Here is an 18,063-nt window from a genome sequence, read left to right as displayed (position 1 = left end):
TCTCTCCACAATTACCCGGAAAGCGCGCTGCGCGTTATTGCGCACCCAGCGTCAGACGGGCAACCTGGTTATTACGGATAAAACGACTTAAATCAACGGGCTGATTCTGATATTGCACGTCAACCGCACTCGGAGCACCAATTTTCAGACGATACGGAGCCGTTCCGGACAGGCTGAGCTTACCACCACTACGTTGCAGTCCGCTGAACAGCTTCTTGCCGGTGGCGTCAGTCACTTCTAACCAGCAGTCCGCTTTAAAGTTCATCACGATGGCATTTGGATCGCCCGCTGGTTGGCTGACGGCCGCATTGCCTGTCGGCATCTGACCCGCAGGGACACTGTTAGCAGGTGCCGGTGAAGTCGCAGCCGGTGGTGCATTATCAATCGGCGCCTGACTGGGTGAAACCACTGCGTTATCACTGCTGGTCGCGCTGTTGGCTGCTGGAGCAGTGGTCGCATTACTGCTGGTGTTAGGCGTTGCCACCGCACCCGCGCCATTGTCTATCGGGGTGCCCGCTGCATTGGTGTCGGTGTCCGTTGCACTGTCGGTGCTACTGTCACCTAAGGGAATCGACTGACTGTTATCATTACTACTGCCATTCTGGTCGGCCATGGAAACCAAGTCCGCCTGAGACGCTTTATGATTTTGCCACCACCATGCGCCGGTCAGGCCGATAACCACGAAAATCACCAACCAGGTGAAAATCATCAGCCAGCCATCACGCTTTTTACGGCGCTTACCTAACGAGAAGCTCTGCATCGGCTCAATTTTGGCCGCGCGCACCGGCGCCTGTTTCGCCATCATCGGCAACAGATCATCTTCCGGCACATGCACCAGACGAGCATAAGAACGAATGTAACCGCGCAAGAACGTCGAAGCTAAATCAGCCGGTGACTTATCCTCTTCAATGTCTCGTACGGTGGAAAGTTTCAGGCACAGGCGTTCAGCGACGTTTTGCTGTGTCAGCCCCATTTGCTCACGGGCCAGACGCAGGCGTTCACCTGTGGAATGTACTGCAGAATTCTCTTGAGTGGCTTCAGTATTCATTAGCAAAATAACGCTGGTACTGTATCGATTGTGGAAAACTTCGCGCCAACCGGTCGCCATAACGTGTAACGTCAGCAGCGTTTCCCTGTTGCGCGGCGAAACGTATCTGTAACCCCAAGCTCTCTGCCGTTGCGGGCAGATGCTGATGGTAAAGGTCTAACAACAGCGAAACCGATGTAGGGTCCTGCTGTTCAAGCCGCCTTTCCACTTCCGTAAGCAGTTGACTGCCCTGCTCCGGTGCGGCTTTAAGCGCACGACTTAATGATTCCTGCGCTGCTGAGCTCTTCCCTGCCTGCAGGTAACAATAGCCCGAAAACAGCAATGCATCCTGACGGGCATCCATTTCCTGCGCGGCCATCGCCAGCTTAAACTGTTGATGCGCTTCGTCATACTGCCTTAAACCGCAGAGAAACGCACCGTAATTGTTAGCGACGTAGCCATTCGCTGGTGCTAACTGCTGAGCGCGCTGGTAGTGCCATTCTGTCTGCGCGCTATTCTGCTGCGCCTGCGCCAGTCGCGCAAGCGCCAAAGGTACACGATAGTCTCGCGGTGCAGACGACGCTGCGCGCAATAAATTACGCTGCGCAGCGCCATAATCTTTCACCGCCAGGTAATGCATACCCAGCTGTAGCCGGATGTCTGCTGCACTTTGCCGAGGGGGTGAGTTGACACACCCAGTTACAACAAAGCTCGCCAGTACCACCGCAGATAATCCTTTAAGCATTTCAGTCTCTCCCTGGAGTCGTCGAGTAGAGAGACTGTCATGGCTTAGGCCCGGTGAATATCACCAGGCGCAGGGTTTCAGAGCGCCTTCACAGAGATGGTTTCACCCGCCATTTTCTTACGCAGTGTGCGTTTGGTCCGGTCAATAACATCGCCCGCTAACTGACCACAAGCAGCGTCGATATCGTCGCCACGGGTTTTACGCACAATGGTGGTGAAACCGTAATCCATCAACACTTTCGAGAAACGGTCAATGCGGCTGTTCGAACTACGGCCATAAGGCGCACCCGGGAAGGGGTTCCATGGAATCAGGTTGATTTTGCATGGCGTCTCTTTCAACAGCGCTGCCAGCTCATGCGCGTTGTCGGTGCTGTCATTGATGTGGTCCAACATCACGTACTCAATGGTGACACGCCCCTGGTTGGCATTCGATTTGCCGATGTAGCGTTTCACCGCCGCCAGGAAGGTTTCGATATTGTACTTTTTGTTGATTGGCACAATTTCGTCACGGATCGCATCGTTCGGCGCATGCAGCGAAATCGCCAGCGCCACGTCGATCATGTCGCCCAGCTTATCCAGCGCCGGCACAACGCCCGAGGTTGACAGCGTCACGCGACGTTTAGACAAACCAAAACCGAAGTCGTCCAGCATGATGTCCATCGCTGGCACCACGTTGTTGAGGTTGAGCAATGGCTCGCCCATGCCCATCATCACCACGTTGGTGATCGGACGCTGGCCGGTAATTTTCGCCGCACCGATAATTTTCGCCGCGCGCCATACCTGACCAATGATTTCGGAAACGCGCAGGTTACGGTTGAAGCCCTGCTGCGCTGTCGAACAGAATTTGCACTCCAGCGCACAACCTACCTGCGAGGAGACACACAGCGTTGCACGGTCGGCTTCCGGGATATACACGGTTTCGACCAGCTGATCGCCGACGCGAATCGCCCATTTAATGGTGCCATCGCTGGAACGCATCTCTTCCGCTACTTCCGGCGCACGGATTTCAGCGCGTTGCATCAATTTGCCACGCAGCACTTTGTTGATATCAGTCATCTGCTCGAAATCATCGCAGCAGTAATGGTACATCCACTTCATGACCTGATCGGCGCGGAACGGCTTTTCACCCATCTCTAAAAAGAATTCGCGCATCTGCTGACGGTTAAGATCCAGCAGGTTAATTTTTTCGTTTTTTGGGGAAACAACCACGGGGGAAGCGGACGACGGCGTCACAATCTGTTCGGACATAATGTTCTCTGGCCTCGTTGTTACACGTTACGGCTCTGGTTAAGAATAGGAAAAAAACAGCGCCCTCGCTGAGACGGGCTCAACAAGGGCGCATTATTGTACTACATCTGCTGCATGATGCCAGGGGAACGACTTTACCTATGCTGAAAAGGTGTAAAGACGTTTATCCGCATCGGCAGCAACGCACTTAGCGAGTGCGTGGGCAGACTTCGTTCTCAGCGAAGAAGTAAGCGATTTCACGTGCTGCAGACTCAGCAGAGTCAGAACCGTGGGTCGCGTTCTCGGTGAAGCTGTCTGCGTAGTCAGCACGCAGAGTACCGGCCAGCGCGTTGTCTGGGTTAGTTGCGCCCATCAGGTCACGGTGACGCTGAACGGCGTTTTCGCCTTCCAGAACAGAAACAACCACTGGACCAGAAGTCATGAACTCAACCAGACCATCGAAGAATGGACGGCCTTTGTGCTCAGCGTAGAAGCCTTCAGCCTGCTCTTTGGTCAGGTGCAGCATTTTCGCGCCAACGATTTTGAAGCCTGCGCTTTCGAAACGGTTGTAGATAGCACCAATCACGTTCTTAGCGACGGCGTTTGGTTTAACGATGGAGAAAGTACGTTCGATTGCCATGATGACCTCTAGTTAGCATCCTGAAGAAACCGGGAACTCGCTCCCGGTAAGAAAACGCGCCGATTATAGGGACATCATCGGGCGTTGCCTATTGCCGATTGGTGGAATTATCGAAAATAATTGATTTTTGTCGGGGCGAACACGCGAGAAATCTGGCATACGCACTGAATTAGCCACGAATAAATGAGACGGATGCCAGTTGGCCCGCCTCATCCATGACCACCAGTTGGTATTGGCCCGGTTCACTCAATACCAGTGAGGCACTGTTTTTCCCTGTGTCCTTTTCTACCGGCTGGCCATTCAAAAACCACCAGCGCTGCTCACCTTGTCCACCCTGTACCGCAACAGGCAGCAGCAACACCACTTTGCCCGGCAACGGTTGCACGCGCTGTCCATTGATGACGCCGGTAATCAATAACGGGGGTGCACTGCCCTGGTTCAAGGGGGGGCAGCGAGGATCGATAGGTGGCAAACGCTGAGCGCGACGCTCTGGCAGCGGCAACCAGGGCTCCAGTGGCAATGGCCACATCAGACGTTCTTGACTCTGCGCCTCAGGGCAATCGGCGGCTACGCGTAAGCCCTGCGGGTTTATCCAATAACGTTGACGTAAGCCATTCACCCCTTCCTGACCGGGTGCCAACAGTGTCGGTGGCACGGTTTGGTTGAGTACCCAGCTCTGACGACGCTGGCGGCAGTTCTCGTCCCCCATTGGTAAAGATTGACCACCAGGCCAGCAAATGCTCATGGCACTCACCGAATCAGGACGCGGATCGCGCGGTGCGCCGCGCACTGACAAATGTCCCGCCAGCAGGTTGTTAACTTGGTTCATGACAGGCACCGCTGAAGCAAATCCAAACTGACCCGCAACGGGCGTAGCATCTGGCCGGCCTACCCACACGCCAATTAAGTAGCGTGGCGTAATGCCGATGGTCCAGGCATCGCGATAGCCATAACTGGTGCCGGTTTTCCAGGCAAGCGGGGCAATATCCGGTACTGCGCCTGAAGGCAGTGCTTCACCCGCCAGAATCCTCCGCACAATCCAGGCTGCACCGGGTGAGAGTAGCGTCCGCTCCTGTAAAGGTTGATTGGGGAGCCAGCGCAGCTGCGCCGCATTGCCGTGGCGGGCAAAAGCACTGTATGCCGCGACAATCTCATCCAGTCGCGCGCCCGTGCCGCCTAACACTAACGACAAATTGGGTTCAGCCCCCGCAGGAAAACGCAGGTTCAAGCCGACATTGCGTAACCGCGCCGCCACCGTTTTGGGTCCAAGGGCATCCAGTAACTGTACCGCAGGCAGATTCAGTGACCGCTCCAACGCCTCACTGGCACTGACCGGGCCATGAAAACCAGAGTCAAAGTTACCGGGACGATAGTCACCAAACCGGCGCGGCACATCCTGCAGCAGCGATTCACCATGGATAAGTCCATCATCCAATGCCATGCCATAAACAAAGGGTTTCAACACCGAGCCCGGCGATCGCACACTGGAGATCATATCGACATGGCCAAAGCGGCTGTCGTCATTGAAAGACACCGATCCCACATAGCCGCGCACTTTCATATTGCTATGATCAACCACCAGCAGCGCCAACGAGGTGCGTGGCGGCAGCTGAGTTTTTAGCGACGATGCCAGATTCTCCAACTCGCGCTGCAACGACACATCAAGGGTTGAGGTAATTTTATTGTCGGGAGAGAGCGACAGCAGGCGACGCGCCAGCAACGGCGCCATCTGCGGCGTTTGACGCGGCGGCAGCCACACGGTCTCCTGTTTGATATCGGCAACATCTTGTGCCGACCACACCTGATATTCCGCCAGCCGATCCAGCACCTTGTTGCGCGCGGCTTCCGCACGTTGCGGCCAACGATCCGGGCGCAGGCGGCTCGGTGCCTGCGGCAACACGGCGAGCAGAGCGGCTTCCCCCTTAGTGAGCTGCGATGGCGGTTTACCCAGCCACATCCAGCTTGCCGCCCCAATCCCTTCGACGGTGCCACCAAAAGGCGCACGATTAAGATACAGCGTCAGGATTTCCCTTTTAGATAGGTGCCACTCCAGTTGCAGGGCGCGCCATGCCTGGATCACTTTCCCCGTCAGCGTGCGGGGTTGTGGATCGATCAGTCGCGCCACCTGCATGGTGAGCGTACTCCCGCCCGAGACAATGCCGTGATGCAGTAGGTTTTGCCCGATAGCGCGCACAATGGCCATCGGGTTGATGCCGGGATGGTGCCAGAACCAGCGATCTTCGTAGGTCAGCAGCGCCTGAATGTAGTCGGGCGAGACTTCATCCAGCGTCACCGGATAACGCCACACGCCCTGTTTGTCCGCAAAACGCCACAGCGGTGTGCCATCTTCTGCGACTACCACGCGCGCGGGCTGTACTTCCCGAAGCGGCAGAGGATCGAGTCGATCTAACAGCCAGACAGCGACACACAGCAGCAGTAAAAAAAGCGGCAGCCAGCGCCACCGCTTGAGTGATTGACTCTTTATCATCAACGCTTAGCGCACATTCAGTTTTTCCGGCGTGGTGCCAATCGCGCGCCATTCAGGCACATACATCGACTCGACCTGCGGTGGCGGCAAACGGTAGCTACCCGGCGTCACCGCACGCGCCAGATACAGCAGCGTGCCCGGCGTGTAACCATCCAGCGCCAGCGCGGCGACAAATCGGTCGTCGCGGAACTCAATATGTTTGATGTTGGCTTGCTGCATATCCATCATGCTCTCTTTGAGCGCATCGGCACTGTCACCGAGGCTGGCACTGCTGTCGCTGAGGTTCTGGTTTTCCAGCTCCAGTCCCGCAGGCAGCAGATCCACCACCAGTGCATCACTGACGCGTTCACTGGCTGACACTTTCAGCCGCACCACCAGCAGTTCACCGCTCTTCAGATTGGTGAGGTCGGCCGGTTTACCGTCCAGCGTGAAGTATTCACGGGTGATGTTCAGCACGTTGCTGATTGGCGACGGTGCTGAACGCGGATAACCGACGACATTGAGCGTGCCGTACAGCGGCGAGGCATTGTCGCTTTTCACCGAAATCCCTTGGCGCAACTGATCCTCGCTGATCCCCATATTGAGAGGCTGATTGCTGCTTAACGGCTCGCTTCGACCCACTAACGTGGCTTGCCAGTTTTCACCTTTATGCTGCTGTAGCGTACGGGCAGCAAGGAACAGCGCATTGTTTTCCTGCGTGGAGAACCAACGCTGTCCATGCACCGCTTTTGCCAGGTCAATCAACAGCGGCCCCTGCATATCCGGCAACAACTGGTTTTCCGCCAGTAGCGCCAGGATCAGCGCGCGATCGCGCACCGGGCTGCCGTAGTCACCCAGCCAGCTGTTTGGCTTACGCTCCAGACCCACGCCCTGAGCCAAGGCTAACTGCGCCCGTTGCTGATCGCCCATCAGTTTCAACGCCACGCCCAGTTGAACCAGTGCTAAGCCTGATTTCGCCTGTTCACGCTTGTCGTACAAGGCACGCAGCGCCCCGAGCGGTGCTTGTTGCTGACGTGCCAGCACCAAGCCGGCATAAGCTTGCACACTAAAACGCAACCCGTCTGCATCACTGCTCCAGCTGGTCTCGATTTGTGCGGGATCTTGTAAGTAACGCAGCAGACGTTCATCGGCACGGCTGATTACGCCCTCTGGTACGCTGTAACCCGCTTCACTGGCGCGCAGCAGGAAATCAGTTACGTAGGCGGTTAGCCAAAACTCTTCCGGGCTCTCTTTGCTCCACAGGCCAAAACTGCCGTTGCCGCGCTGCATTCCCGCCAGGCGCGCAATACCGGTCGCAATCGAGGCTCGACGCGCCTCATCAGTGCTGGTTTTAATACCCAGCGCATCCAACTGCGCCTTATTGGTAAAGACGGATGGCCAGATACCGCTGGCCGTTTGTTCCAGGCAGCCATAAGGGTAGGCATAGAGTTGGCTGATAAAACTGGCGATGTTCAGCGGTGGTCGATTGCTGAGTGAGAGCTGCCCGGTTAGCGTATCCTTCTGCAGGCCGTTAAAGGCGCTCGCGACAACCTGCCAGCTCTGACCGGTTTGCATCACATTATCAAAACTCAGGGTCTGCGCCGGATAAGCCGGACGCACGCCGATGGTCCATTTGCGTTCGCTTGGCGCCAGCGTTTCACCGGGCAAACTCATCCCCGAAACCTTGACCTGCACCACACCTTCACCGAAAGCCCCTTCGGCTTTCACCGGAATTTGCAAAGTCGTGCGCGCCCCTTTCGCCAACTGCACGCTGGATGTGACATTGCCAGCTAACGCAATCAACCCACTGGCGGTCACATCGACTTTTAACGTCTGCGGCTGGTCAGTGAGGTTGGTCAAATCTAAGGCCAGCGTCGATTGGTCACCGCTGGCCATAAAGCGCGGTGTCGCCAGCTCGCTGATTAGCGGTGCCGCGACCACCATTTTGCGATCCGCCGATCCAAAGCTGTCTGCGCTCCATACCTGCGCCATCAAGCGCAACTCGCCATTGAATGCCGGGATCGGTAGCTCCAGCGTGCCTTCTCCGTTCGCGTCCAGCGTCACCGGTTGCAGCTGTTGCGCCACAATCTGCACATCCGTGACCGGCTTTTTGCCGCCACGAGACAGCGCATCAGCATCGTCTCCATCGCCACCGAAGCGCAGCGCGGCCAGCTTACCACCACCTTCGATCAGTTGACCGTAAACATCGTATTGATCGGCGTTATAGCGCTTGCGACCAAAGAACGCTTCCCATGGATTCGGGGTGGTGTAATCCGTGATATTCAGCACGCCGCTGTCCACTGCTGACAGCAATACCTGCACCTGTTGCGGTAATACACCGCCTTCACGGCTGGCTTTAACCTTCACTTTTACGGTTTGCTCAGGGCGGATTTTAGCGGGCGCATCGATCATCAGATTGAGACGGCGCGCTTCGGTTGCCATCGGCAAATGCAGCAGACCCACTGCCCGTTTTGGTGTCGTGCCGTTGGCTTTGTCACCCTCGCGCACCACAATCGCACTGAGATAGAGATCGTGACGTTTCCAGCTGTCATTAATCGGCACATCAATGGTTGCGCCGCCAGCAGGGACATCCAAAGGTTGCCACCACAGCGTGCCGCTGCTCGACTCCACCATCAAATAGCCTTTGCCCGCTGCCGGTGATTCCACCTGGACATGTGCGGTATCGCCCGGTTGATAGGCGCTTTTATCGATTTTCAGTTTGACCTGATCGGGACGTAAGGCGCCGGTGCCATCCGTGTTGTCCTGCCACCAGTAACCCGCATTGAAACGCACGCTACTCACGATGTTATCGCCCGCATGCACCTCCAGCCGATAAGTGCCCCACTCCACCGGGAAACTGATTTTCTGACTGCCACCCGCGGTAATGTTGATGCGCTGCTCGTCTTCTTGCAGATCTTTCTGGTCATAACGTGACTGCCAGCCTTCACTGTCAGAGAAGCTCCAGTAATAGTCACGACGCTCATGAATCAGGCGCACATCCAGATCCTGTGCGGCCAGCTTCTCCCCTTGCGGGTTGGCATACACCACATCGAATTCCGCCAGACCGTTTTCAGGCACGGTCGGCTCATCGCGATAGCGATCAGTGCGGTAGTCGTAAACCGATTCACTGTTGAACAGCGGGCGGATCCCCGGCAGTGCGGGTGCAGGCCAGATAGACTGCGTGGTGCGACGGGTCACTGGACGACCGCCGGTTTCCAGCAGACTGGCTTGCAGGATCAAATTGAGCGGGGAGTGGCTTTCTGCCCAACTGCTTTCGACATTCAGCTGCAGTTTGCCGCTCTCATCCAGCTTCTCATCAACATCATCCAGGCTACGCTTCAGATCTTCGGTGATGTCACCAAATTGATAGCCAGGCAGTGCCGCCACGGCTTCTCGCGCGGGTCGCAGGAACAACTGCCCTTGCAATTCGTTACCTGCTGCGGGCGCGCCATAGAGATAGCGGCCTTCAACATCAAAGGTCACTGCGGCATCCGGTGCAACAGGCTGTTCACTGTTGCTCAGTGCCAACGCCATACGTTCAGGCAGGAAATCTTCCACCTGGAACGGCCAGGTGCGTGGCTGATTGTCGCCATTGTTAATACGTAGCGTCCACTCACCCGTCATCGCTGAAACCGGTAAAGTAAAACGTTGCTGATAGACTCCGTTCTCTGGCTGCCACACAAATGTCTGCGTCACTTCGCCATTCGGCTGGACCACTTCGGCTTTCACCGGTTGTGGCTGCAATGGCTTACCATCGGCATCACGCAGTAAGGCGTTCACGATCACGGTTTCACCGGGACGATAGAGATCGCGTGGACCGAAGATAAAGAACTGTTTGTCATAGCCTTGCGGGCCATCAATCGGGAACTCGGCCAGATCCAGCGCCGGGCGATTGAGATCGATCAGCGAAGTCTGACCTTTCTGTGTTGCCAGCAGCAGCTTGCCTTTGGCATTGGCGGGCAGGCGAAGATGACCGTTACTGTCGCTGGTGCCGCTCGCCAGCTGCTGGCCTTTCTCATCCAGCAGCTGCACGTTGACATCATCGAGCGGCGCACCGTTGGCTAAACTCTGGGTGAAGAGTTCTAATTGGTCCGGGAAGCTGTGCAGCGACAGGCCAATGTCACTGAGCGTAAACAGGGTCGCCGGTTGCGTGTAGTTATAGGTGCCCGCCTGTTTCATAACCGCCAGATAAACACCGGGCTGCTTGAGCGCATCTACATCGCCCAGCGGTAGCTGCATTTTTTCGCGGGTATTGCGTGCTGGATTGAGGTCAAATCGCCCGCTGTAAACCAAGTCTGCATTTTTCAGCAGGTCGCGAGATTCCCAATACGAGAGGTTGTTGCCGTAATTCCACTGTGCGAGAAAATCGGCCAGTGCGGCACCTTTCACCCGGAAGAAATCGACATCAATGTTATTCACATTGAGCGCCAGTACCGGTAATCCCTGCGTTAAACGCAATGGGAGCAGTGAACCACGGCTGGCAAAACCGACCATCGGCTGGATATCACGCGTAGTAAGCGACTGACTGAAAGCGCTGGATAAACTGCTGCCATCGGCCGCCTTGAGGCCCGCATCAACGGTGACGGTTAATTTGCGCGACGGTTCAGGATGGCGGAAGCGTAACGCCTTACCATTCTGCGCCAATTCCCAACCGCCATCGACCTTACCGCTTTTCTCATCGCTGAGATGAACGAGGGCGTTAACATCCTGCTTGCTATCAATCGCTGTGTTAAAGGTCAGCACCAGCGCCGCCGCACCGTCCAGTTGCAGCTCGGAAAGATCGATAACCGAGAGCATTTTCACCGTATTTTGCACTGCAGGCGTCTCTGCTGCCTGCGCAGGCAGCAAAGCGCCGCCTAACAGTGACCCGCCGATCAGCACGCTAAGCAGCACTCGATTAACACGTATTGCCATGGTAATTCCCTCACCAGCCCCAAAAGGTTAAAAGTCGTATGCTGCGCAATTTCACATCAACCTGCTCACTTTAGCAATGATACCCTTGAGATAGCGTTCACATTCCCGGACACTGGGGTCTTTCTGCTTTCCGATGATTGAGAAGAGGTTGTTGCGATGACAGCTCCCCTGTTTGTATCTGCCGATTGGTTAAAAGAGCATTACACCGAGGAAACGTTGCAGGTTTTAGATGCGCGCATGTTGCCGCCTGGTCAGGAAGCCGTGCGTGATATCCAGGCGGAATATCTGGCGGGGCATTTGCCCGATGCGCCTTACTTCAATATTGAAGCGCTGTCCGATCACACCAGTGCCTATCCGCATATGATGCCGCGCCCGGAAGCTTTTGCTGTGGCGATGCGTGAGCTGGGCGTCAATCAAGATAAACATCTGGTGGTGTATGACGAGGGCAACTTGTTCTCCGCGCCACGCGCCTGGTGGATGTTGCGCGCTTTTGGCTGCGCCAACGTATCCATTCTGGCGGGTGGATTGCAAGGTTGGAAAGCCGCTGGTTTTGATGTTGAGAGCGGCCCAGTAAGCTTGCCCGAAGGTGAGTTTGAAGCGACGTATGACAACACTCAGGTTAAACGCCTGACCGACGTGTTGCTGATTAGCCATGAAGGTGGCGCGCAGATCGTTGATGCACGCGCGGCTAACCGCTTTAACGCCGAGGTGGATGAACCGCGTCCGGGTTTGCTGCGCGGACACATCCCGAATAGCCTGAATATGCCGTGGAACAATCTGGTAGCGAACGGCGAACTTAAACCGGCAGCAGAGCTGCGCGATCTGTTTGAGAAAGCAGGTATTCAGTTGGACCAGCCGATTGTCGCCAGCTGTGGTTCAGGTGTGACGGCGGTGGTGGTGATTCTGGCGTTGACATCCCTGGGTGTGCGTGACGTGACCTTGTATGACGGTTCTTGGGGCGAATGGGGCAGCCGCGACGACTTACCGATTGAGAAGTAAGAGATTGCCATGAAGCGTAGCGGCGCGATTTATCACGCGTATCTGAAGCCGTAATGTGGCTGACCGATACGCCATACATTGCGCCGCTACAAGAGATGCTTTAAATAATCCGCTGGCTGCCTTTGAAATCACGCAGGAAACTGCCCCAGCGACGCTCATAAAACGGCGTAATATGGGCGGTAAAGAAGTGACTTACGCCTTTCTCTTCACTCACCACTTCGCAGATATCAATCGGCGCATCATCCGCCAGAGTATCGGTTGCCACACTGCCTGCCGCCTGAATAATTTCATCGATATTGCTGTCCGCTTCGATGCCAATCAGCAGATTGGGTTCTTCCGTGGCGCTTTCACGAATGCTGGCAATATAGGCGCGACGCACCTGTTTGTATTTGGCAAACAACTGCGTCAGTGAATCAATCATCTGCGCAGGTGGCTCTGCCACTTCCGACAGAAGGAGCGCATGGCCGCCTTCCAACACGGTTTGCTGACTGAGTGCGCTGCCCTCTTCACCGATAAGGTGGGCAATCTCGCCCGGCGAAAACTCTTTACCTGCCGGTAATTTCGGATTGAGGAACAAGCTCTCGCCCTGCGTCATTTCAAAAAGCGTTCGCACAGGCAAACGCAAATAGGGCTGTTCATCTTTGATCGCCTCACTCATCGCTTCTTCAGAAGTGAAGAACGGGATCACGCTGCCGCCGCCCTCTTTCTCCCAGTGCTGTAACTCCACGGGCGAGGTGGCATCAAACTGCTCAGCAGGGCTTTCACCCGGCACCCAGACATCAGATTCCAACAGCAGTTGAAAGAACTCCGGGCGGTGCGCAGGCTCAGTGGCGGCCAGCTTCAGCACCTCTTCAAGACGATTACTCATTTATCTTTTTTCCAAAAAAAACGGCAAGCTCACGCCTGCCGTTATCGGGACTATTTCAGTAACAGATTGGCGATGGTACGCACACCCAGACCGGTCGCACCGGCAGACCACTGATCAACCGCGCTTTTGCGATAGGTCGCCGAGCAGTCAATGTGCAGCCAGCCCTGCTGATACTTGCTGACGAAGTAAGAGAGGAACGCCGCCGCGCTGCTGGCACCGGCTGCATGTGCCGGGCTGGCGATGTTGTTCAGTTCGGCAAAGTTAGACGGCAAATGGCTACGGTGGAACTCCGCCAGAGGCAGACGCCAGAAGGCTTCGTTTTCACCGGTTGCACTGCCGAGAAGCGATTCCGCCAACACATCATCGAAGGTAAAGAGCGCGTGGTAATCGTTGCCCAACGCAGTTTTCGCCGCACCGGTCAGGGTCGCCGCATCAATCAGCAACTCTGGATTCTGCTCGCTGGCGTCAATCAGACCATCTGCCAGCACCAGACGCCCTTCGGCATCAGTGTTCATCACTTCAACGGTTTTACCATTGCGATAGCGAATGATATCGCCAAGGCGGAACGCGTTACCGCTGACCATGTTGTCCGCACAGCACAGGAACAGTTTTACACGTTTGGTCAGGCCACGAGAAATTGCCAGCGCCAGCGCACCGGTGACGGTTGCGGCTCCGCCCATATCGGATTTCATTGAGTCCATGAAAGCACTCTGCTTCATGCTGTAGCCGCCCGTATCGAAAGTGATACCTTTGCCGACCAGACAGGCATATACCGGCGCGTTTTCATCGCCTGTTGGGTTGAAGTCGAGTGCTAACAGCACCGGCGCGCGCGTTGATCCGCGACCCACCGTGTGAATACCGGCATAGCCTTGCTCGCGCAGATCTTCGCCTTTAGTAATGCGATAGCTGACAGCATCGCCGCCTACTTCATTGATCAAATCGACCGCACTGTGTGCCAGCTGTTCTGGGCTCAGATCTTCCGCTGGCAGGTTGATGGTGTCACGCACCCAATCAACGATCTTCAGACGACGATCAAATTCTACCTGATCGTTTTCGCTGAGCGCTGGCCACGCCACCTGGCGTTTGCCTTTTGGACTGCGATAGCCCTGCCAGAATGCCCAGCATTTCTCCAGATCCCACTCTTCGCCGCTCAGTGCAACGTGGCGGATCCCCTGACCGTCCAGCTTGCGCCCCGCGCGCTGGATACTCATCAGCGCATCGGCGCCAGTCAGGTGAATAGTCATGCCACTTTCAGTGCTGCTCAGCAGTGCCTTTTCACCCCAGCGCGCATCGGCGGCCTGGGAGCTGAGCGTAATTGTCATCGGTTGTGTTGTCATCGCGTGGCTCCGTTTGCGTTAGGTGTCACCTTGCGCCAGAACCGGCGCAAGGGGTGCATGAATTAGCGGGAGGTCGCGGGTGAAAGCGCCCGCAAACGACTGACCGCTTTGTTGACCAGCTCAATGGCGTAATCAATCTCCTCTTCAGTCGTGAAACGTCCCAATGAGAAGCGCAGAGAGCTGTGTGCCAGCGCCTGCTCTACGCCCATGGCACGCAGCACATAAGAGGGTTCAAGACTGGCCGAGGTACAGGCAGAACCGGACGACAGCGCCAAATCTTTCAGCGCCATAATCAGCGATTCACCGTCAACCTGAGCAAAACTGAGGTTAAGAATATTTGGCGCGCCCTGCTCCAGTGAACCGTTGATGTTCACATCTTTAAGCTGGCTGATGCCTTGCCACAGACGCTGGCGCAATGCCGCAAGACGCGCCATTTCACTGCTCATCTCTTCACGCGCGATACGATACGCCTCGCCCATGCCGACGATCTGGTGCACCGGCAACGTACCGGAACGCATACCACGCTCATGGCCGCCACCGTGCATCTGTGCATCAATATGTAATTTCGGTTTACGACGCACCCACAGCGCACCAATCCCTTTAGGGCCATAAATCTTATGCGCCGAGAACGACATCAAATCCACGGGCAGTTCGCTGACATCAATCGGCAACTTACCCACACTTTGCGTGGCATCCACGTGGAACAGAATGTCACGCGCACGGCACAATGCCCCAAACGCAGCGATATCCTGCACCACGCCGGTTTCGTTGTTCACATGCATCAGAGAGACAAGCACCGTGTCATCGCGCAATGCGGCTTCCAGCATTGCCGGCGTGACGATGCCATCGCTGCCCGGCTGTAAATAAGTGACATCAAAGCCTTCGCGTTCCAGTTGCTGGCAACTGTCTAGTACCGCTTTGTGTTCGGTTTGGCTGGTAATAACGTGTTTGCCACGCGCCTGATGGAACTGAGCCGCACCTTTGATGGCGAGGTTGTCAGCTTCAGTGGCGCCGGAGGTAAAGACGATTTCACGCGGATCGGCGTTGACCAGCTCAGCAATCTGATTGCGTGCCACATCAACGGCTTCTTCAGCCTGCCAGCCAAAACGGTGAGAACGGGAAGCGGGGTTACCGAAGGTGCCATCCAAAGTGAGGAACTGCATCATTTTGTTGGCGACACGCGGATCGGCAGGCGTCGTCGCTGCATAATCCAGGTAAATCGGTAATTTCATTGCGCTAAAACTCCGTATAAAAAATCATACGTCTTTATAGCACGATTCGGTCCCTACAGTTTAAACCCGTCATGCTTGAAGATGCAGTGAGGAAGCAAGTGACTGATCCCCAGGCGCTTACATTCGTAAGTGGCTGGGGGCAGTTTGAAGCTTGACGGATTGGGGATCAGAAGGGATCAAGCACGCAGATTAACGTTGATAGTGTCCTGCATACGGTGCTGCTGGAAGCGACGGTTATCAGCCATATTTTGGCGATCGGCCACGTCCAGAATCTCTTGGTTGTTGACCAGCTCAGCCAGCGTGATGTTGTTGAGGAATTCGCTGATACGCTCGCTCAGGTCACGCCACAGAACGTGAGTCAGGCAACGCTCGCCACCCTGGCAACCTTCTTTGCCCTGGCATTTGGTGGCATCAACGGATTCGTCAACAGCGGTGATGACAGCACCTACCGCAATTGCGCCAGAATCTTTACCTAACAGGTAACCACCGCCTGGACCACGAACGCTGGCCACTAAACCGTGCTTACGCAGACGCGAGAATAACTGCTCCAGATAGGAGAGCGAAATGCCCTGACGCTCAGAAATATCAGCTAACGGCACTGGGCCCTCGTTTGAGTGCAGTGCAACGTCCAGCATGGCGGTAACGGCATAACGTCCTTTGGATGTCAGTCTCATAGCATACAACCTCGTAAGCGTCCGTCCGGGTATCGGCGGGCTATCTGATGAATTGACGCCAGTCTGCCATTCCTGAGTAAAACGGTCAACTATTTAACCAAGTAATTTACTCAACTATTTAACCAACTGTTTTACTCAACTATTACCCTTATCACCTTTAGGCTTTTGGAATGACGCCAGCATGCCGCGCAAGATGTTTAATTCATCACGTTCTGGACGCGCGCGGGTATAGAGACGGCGCAGTTTGCTCATCACCTGGCTTGGCGTGCCTTCACGGATAAACCCGCTGTCCAGCATCATCTTTTCAATGTGCTGATAGAAACGCTCCAGATCGTCCACTAAAGGATAAGGGGACTCTTCTTCTTGCGGCTGAGGGTTGGCCTTTTCCTGCGCTTCCAGCCATGCCATACGCACTTCATAAGCGATGATCTGCACCGCCATCGCCAGATTCAGTGAGCTGTATTCTGGGTTAGCCTGAATCGCCACGTGATAGTGGCATTTCTGCAACTCTTCGTTGGTCAAGCCCACGCGTTCACGGCCAAAGACTAAGGCAACCGGAGCCTGTTGGCCCTCTTCCACGCTTTTGATACCGCATTCGCGAGAATCCAGCATTGGCCAAGGCAGTGAACGTGAACGTGCGCTAGTGCCCACCACTAAACTACAACCGGCAATCGCCTCATCCAGCGTATCGACGATCTTCGCGTCGCCGATCACATCGCTGGCACCCGCCGCCAGAGAGATAGCCTGGGAGTCAGGTTTCACCAACGGGTTCACCAGATAAAGGTTGGTTAAGCCCATGGTTTTCATGGCACGGGCAACGGAACCCATGTTGCCGGTGTGCGAGGTTTCTACCAGTACGATTCGGATATTTTGCAGCATAATAGTAAGCGGTGAGAAAATGATGGCGCGCATCCTAACATAAAAGCAGGACATTTGCTGAACACGCTGATATACTCCGCGCCGTTTTCCCCGTTCTTTAACATCCAGCGAGAGATACCGATGCATCCGATGCTCAACATCGCCGTGCGCGCAGCGCGCAAGGCCGGAAATTTAATTGCCAAGAATTATGAAACCCCGGACGCTGTCGAAGCCAGCCAGAAAGGCAGCAACGACTTCGTAACGAATGTTGACCGTGACGCAGAACGTCTGATTATCGAAGTCATTCGTAAATCTTACCCGCAGCACTCTATTGTCACCGAAGAAAGCGGTGAGCTGGCGGGCGATGATCAGGACATTCAATGGGTAATCGATCCGCTGGATGGCACCACCAACTTCATCAAACGTTTACCACACTTCTCTGTCTCTATCGCTGTGCGCATCAAAGGCCGCACCGAAGTGGCCGTGGTTTACGATCCAATGCGCAATGAACTGTTCACTGCGGTACGCGGCCAGGGCGCACAGCTCAACGGTTACCGTCTGCGTGGCAGCACTGCGCGCGACCTGGATGGCACCATCCTGGCGACCGGCTTCCCGTTCAAGCTGAAACAGCACGCGACCCCTTACATCAACATCGTTGGTAAACTGTTCACTCAGTGTGCTGATTTCCGTCGCACCGGTTCTGCTGCGCTGGATCTGGCTTACGTCGCCGCTGGCCGCGTGGACGGTTTCTTTGAGATCGGCCTGAAGCCATGGGATTTCGCTGCGGGTGAATTGCTGGTACGTGAAGCGGGCGGTCTGGTCACTGACTTCACCGGCAACCATGGCTACATGATGTCTGGAAACATCGTTGCAGGTAACCCACGCGTTGTGAAAGCGATGCTGGCAACCATGCGTGAAGAACTGAGCGAAGCGCTGAAGCGCTAAGCACAAAAATCTATGGTCACCTCCATTTTTGCAACCCTGATTTTGATTAATGACGAGAGGCTTGCTTAAATCTATACGGCGTCTGATGGGATATTGTCCCGCGCCACGATGAAGTTCGCACCTGTGGAACC

General features: G+C 55.5%; 13 protein-coding genes. 2 read left to right on the top strand and 11 right to left on the bottom strand.

The features are described 5' to 3' along the window. Positions 1-34 precede the first annotated feature (34 nt). The 6 genes from rodZ to F3J38_RS15800 all read right to left on the bottom strand — a co-directional run bounded on the left by rodZ (position 35) and on the right by F3J38_RS15800 (position 11,019). The gene (gene rodZ / locus F3J38_RS15825; protein ID WP_167139978.1) at positions 35-1,048 is read right to left on the bottom strand and encodes a cytoskeleton protein RodZ; all 1,014 of its coding nucleotides are present in this window, start codon (positions 1,046-1,048) and stop codon (positions 35-37) included. Further along, the gene (pilW, locus tag F3J38_RS15820) at positions 1,038-1,772 is read right to left on the bottom strand and encodes a type IV pilus biogenesis/stability protein PilW (RefSeq protein WP_167139976.1); all 735 of its coding nucleotides are present in this window, start codon (positions 1,770-1,772) and stop codon (positions 1,038-1,040) included. The genes rodZ and pilW overlap by 11 nt, the downstream gene beginning before the upstream one ends. A gap of 77 nt (positions 1,773-1,849) precedes the next feature. Beyond that, on the bottom strand, positions 1,850-3,019 hold the full coding sequence (gene rlmN, locus F3J38_RS15815; protein WP_034825665.1) for a dual-specificity RNA methyltransferase RlmN: 1,170 nt from the start codon (positions 3,017-3,019) through the stop codon (positions 1,850-1,852). A 187-nt stretch (positions 3,020-3,206) separates the two neighbouring features. Beyond that, complete coding sequence (gene ndk / locus F3J38_RS15810; RefSeq protein ID WP_007884899.1) at positions 3,207-3,638, bottom strand: nucleoside-diphosphate kinase; 432 nt, start codon at positions 3,636-3,638, stop codon at positions 3,207-3,209. 169 nt (positions 3,639-3,807) lie between these two features. Next, positions 3,808-6,126: a peptidoglycan glycosyltransferase PbpC gene (gene pbpC / locus F3J38_RS15805; protein ID WP_167139974.1), complete on the bottom strand. Its 2,319-nt coding sequence runs from the start codon at positions 6,124-6,126 to the stop codon at positions 3,808-3,810. 6 nt (positions 6,127-6,132) lie between these two features. Next, positions 6,133-11,019 (bottom strand): alpha-2-macroglobulin family protein, encoded by a 4,887-nt coding sequence (locus F3J38_RS15800; protein ID WP_167139972.1) that lies wholly within the window; start codon positions 11,017-11,019, stop codon positions 6,133-6,135. 156 nt (positions 11,020-11,175) lie between these two features. Between F3J38_RS15800 and sseA the strand changes: the two genes are divergently transcribed. Next, positions 11,176-12,018, top strand: a complete 843-nt coding sequence (sseA, locus tag F3J38_RS15795; protein ID WP_167139970.1) for a 3-mercaptopyruvate sulfurtransferase — start codon at positions 11,176-11,178, stop codon at positions 12,016-12,018. A gap of 100 nt (positions 12,019-12,118) precedes the next feature. On the opposite strand, the gene sseB is transcribed toward sseA, so the two are convergent. From sseB to trmJ, 5 genes are all read right to left on the bottom strand, one after another. Next, positions 12,119-12,886, bottom strand: a complete 768-nt coding sequence (gene sseB, locus F3J38_RS15790; protein WP_167139968.1) for an enhanced serine sensitivity protein SseB — start codon at positions 12,884-12,886, stop codon at positions 12,119-12,121. 50 nt (positions 12,887-12,936) lie between these two features. Next, positions 12,937-14,223, bottom strand: coding sequence for an aminopeptidase PepB (gene pepB / locus F3J38_RS15785; protein WP_167139966.1), 1,287 nt, complete (start codon positions 14,221-14,223; stop codon positions 12,937-12,939). A gap of 62 nt (positions 14,224-14,285) precedes the next feature. Then, the gene (locus F3J38_RS15780) at positions 14,286-15,455 is read right to left on the bottom strand and encodes an IscS subfamily cysteine desulfurase (RefSeq protein ID WP_167139964.1); all 1,170 of its coding nucleotides are present in this window, start codon (positions 15,453-15,455) and stop codon (positions 14,286-14,288) included. Between the two features lie 176 nt (positions 15,456-15,631). Continuing rightward, positions 15,632-16,129 carry a Fe-S cluster assembly transcriptional regulator IscR gene (gene iscR / locus F3J38_RS15775; protein ID WP_167139962.1) on the bottom strand — a complete coding sequence of 166 codons (498 nt, stop codon included), beginning with the start codon at positions 16,127-16,129 and terminating at the stop codon, positions 15,632-15,634. 135 nt (positions 16,130-16,264) lie between these two features. Next, complete coding sequence (gene trmJ, locus F3J38_RS15770; RefSeq protein ID WP_167139960.1) at positions 16,265-17,008, bottom strand: tRNA (cytosine(32)/uridine(32)-2'-O)-methyltransferase TrmJ; 744 nt, start codon at positions 17,006-17,008, stop codon at positions 16,265-16,267. A gap of 120 nt (positions 17,009-17,128) precedes the next feature. Between trmJ and suhB the strand changes: the two genes are divergently transcribed. Continuing rightward, positions 17,129-17,932, top strand: coding sequence for an inositol-1-monophosphatase (gene suhB, locus F3J38_RS15765; protein WP_039329879.1), 804 nt, complete (start codon positions 17,129-17,131; stop codon positions 17,930-17,932). Positions 17,933-18,063 lie beyond the last annotated feature (131 nt).

This window comes from Candidatus Pantoea formicae, from assembly GCF_011752625.1.
Taxonomy (GTDB): Bacteria; Pseudomonadota; Gammaproteobacteria; order Enterobacterales; family Enterobacteriaceae; genus Pantoea; species Pantoea formicae.
Note: the sequence above shows the minus strand (reverse complement) of the source record. Positions and strands in the feature narration are given on the sequence as shown.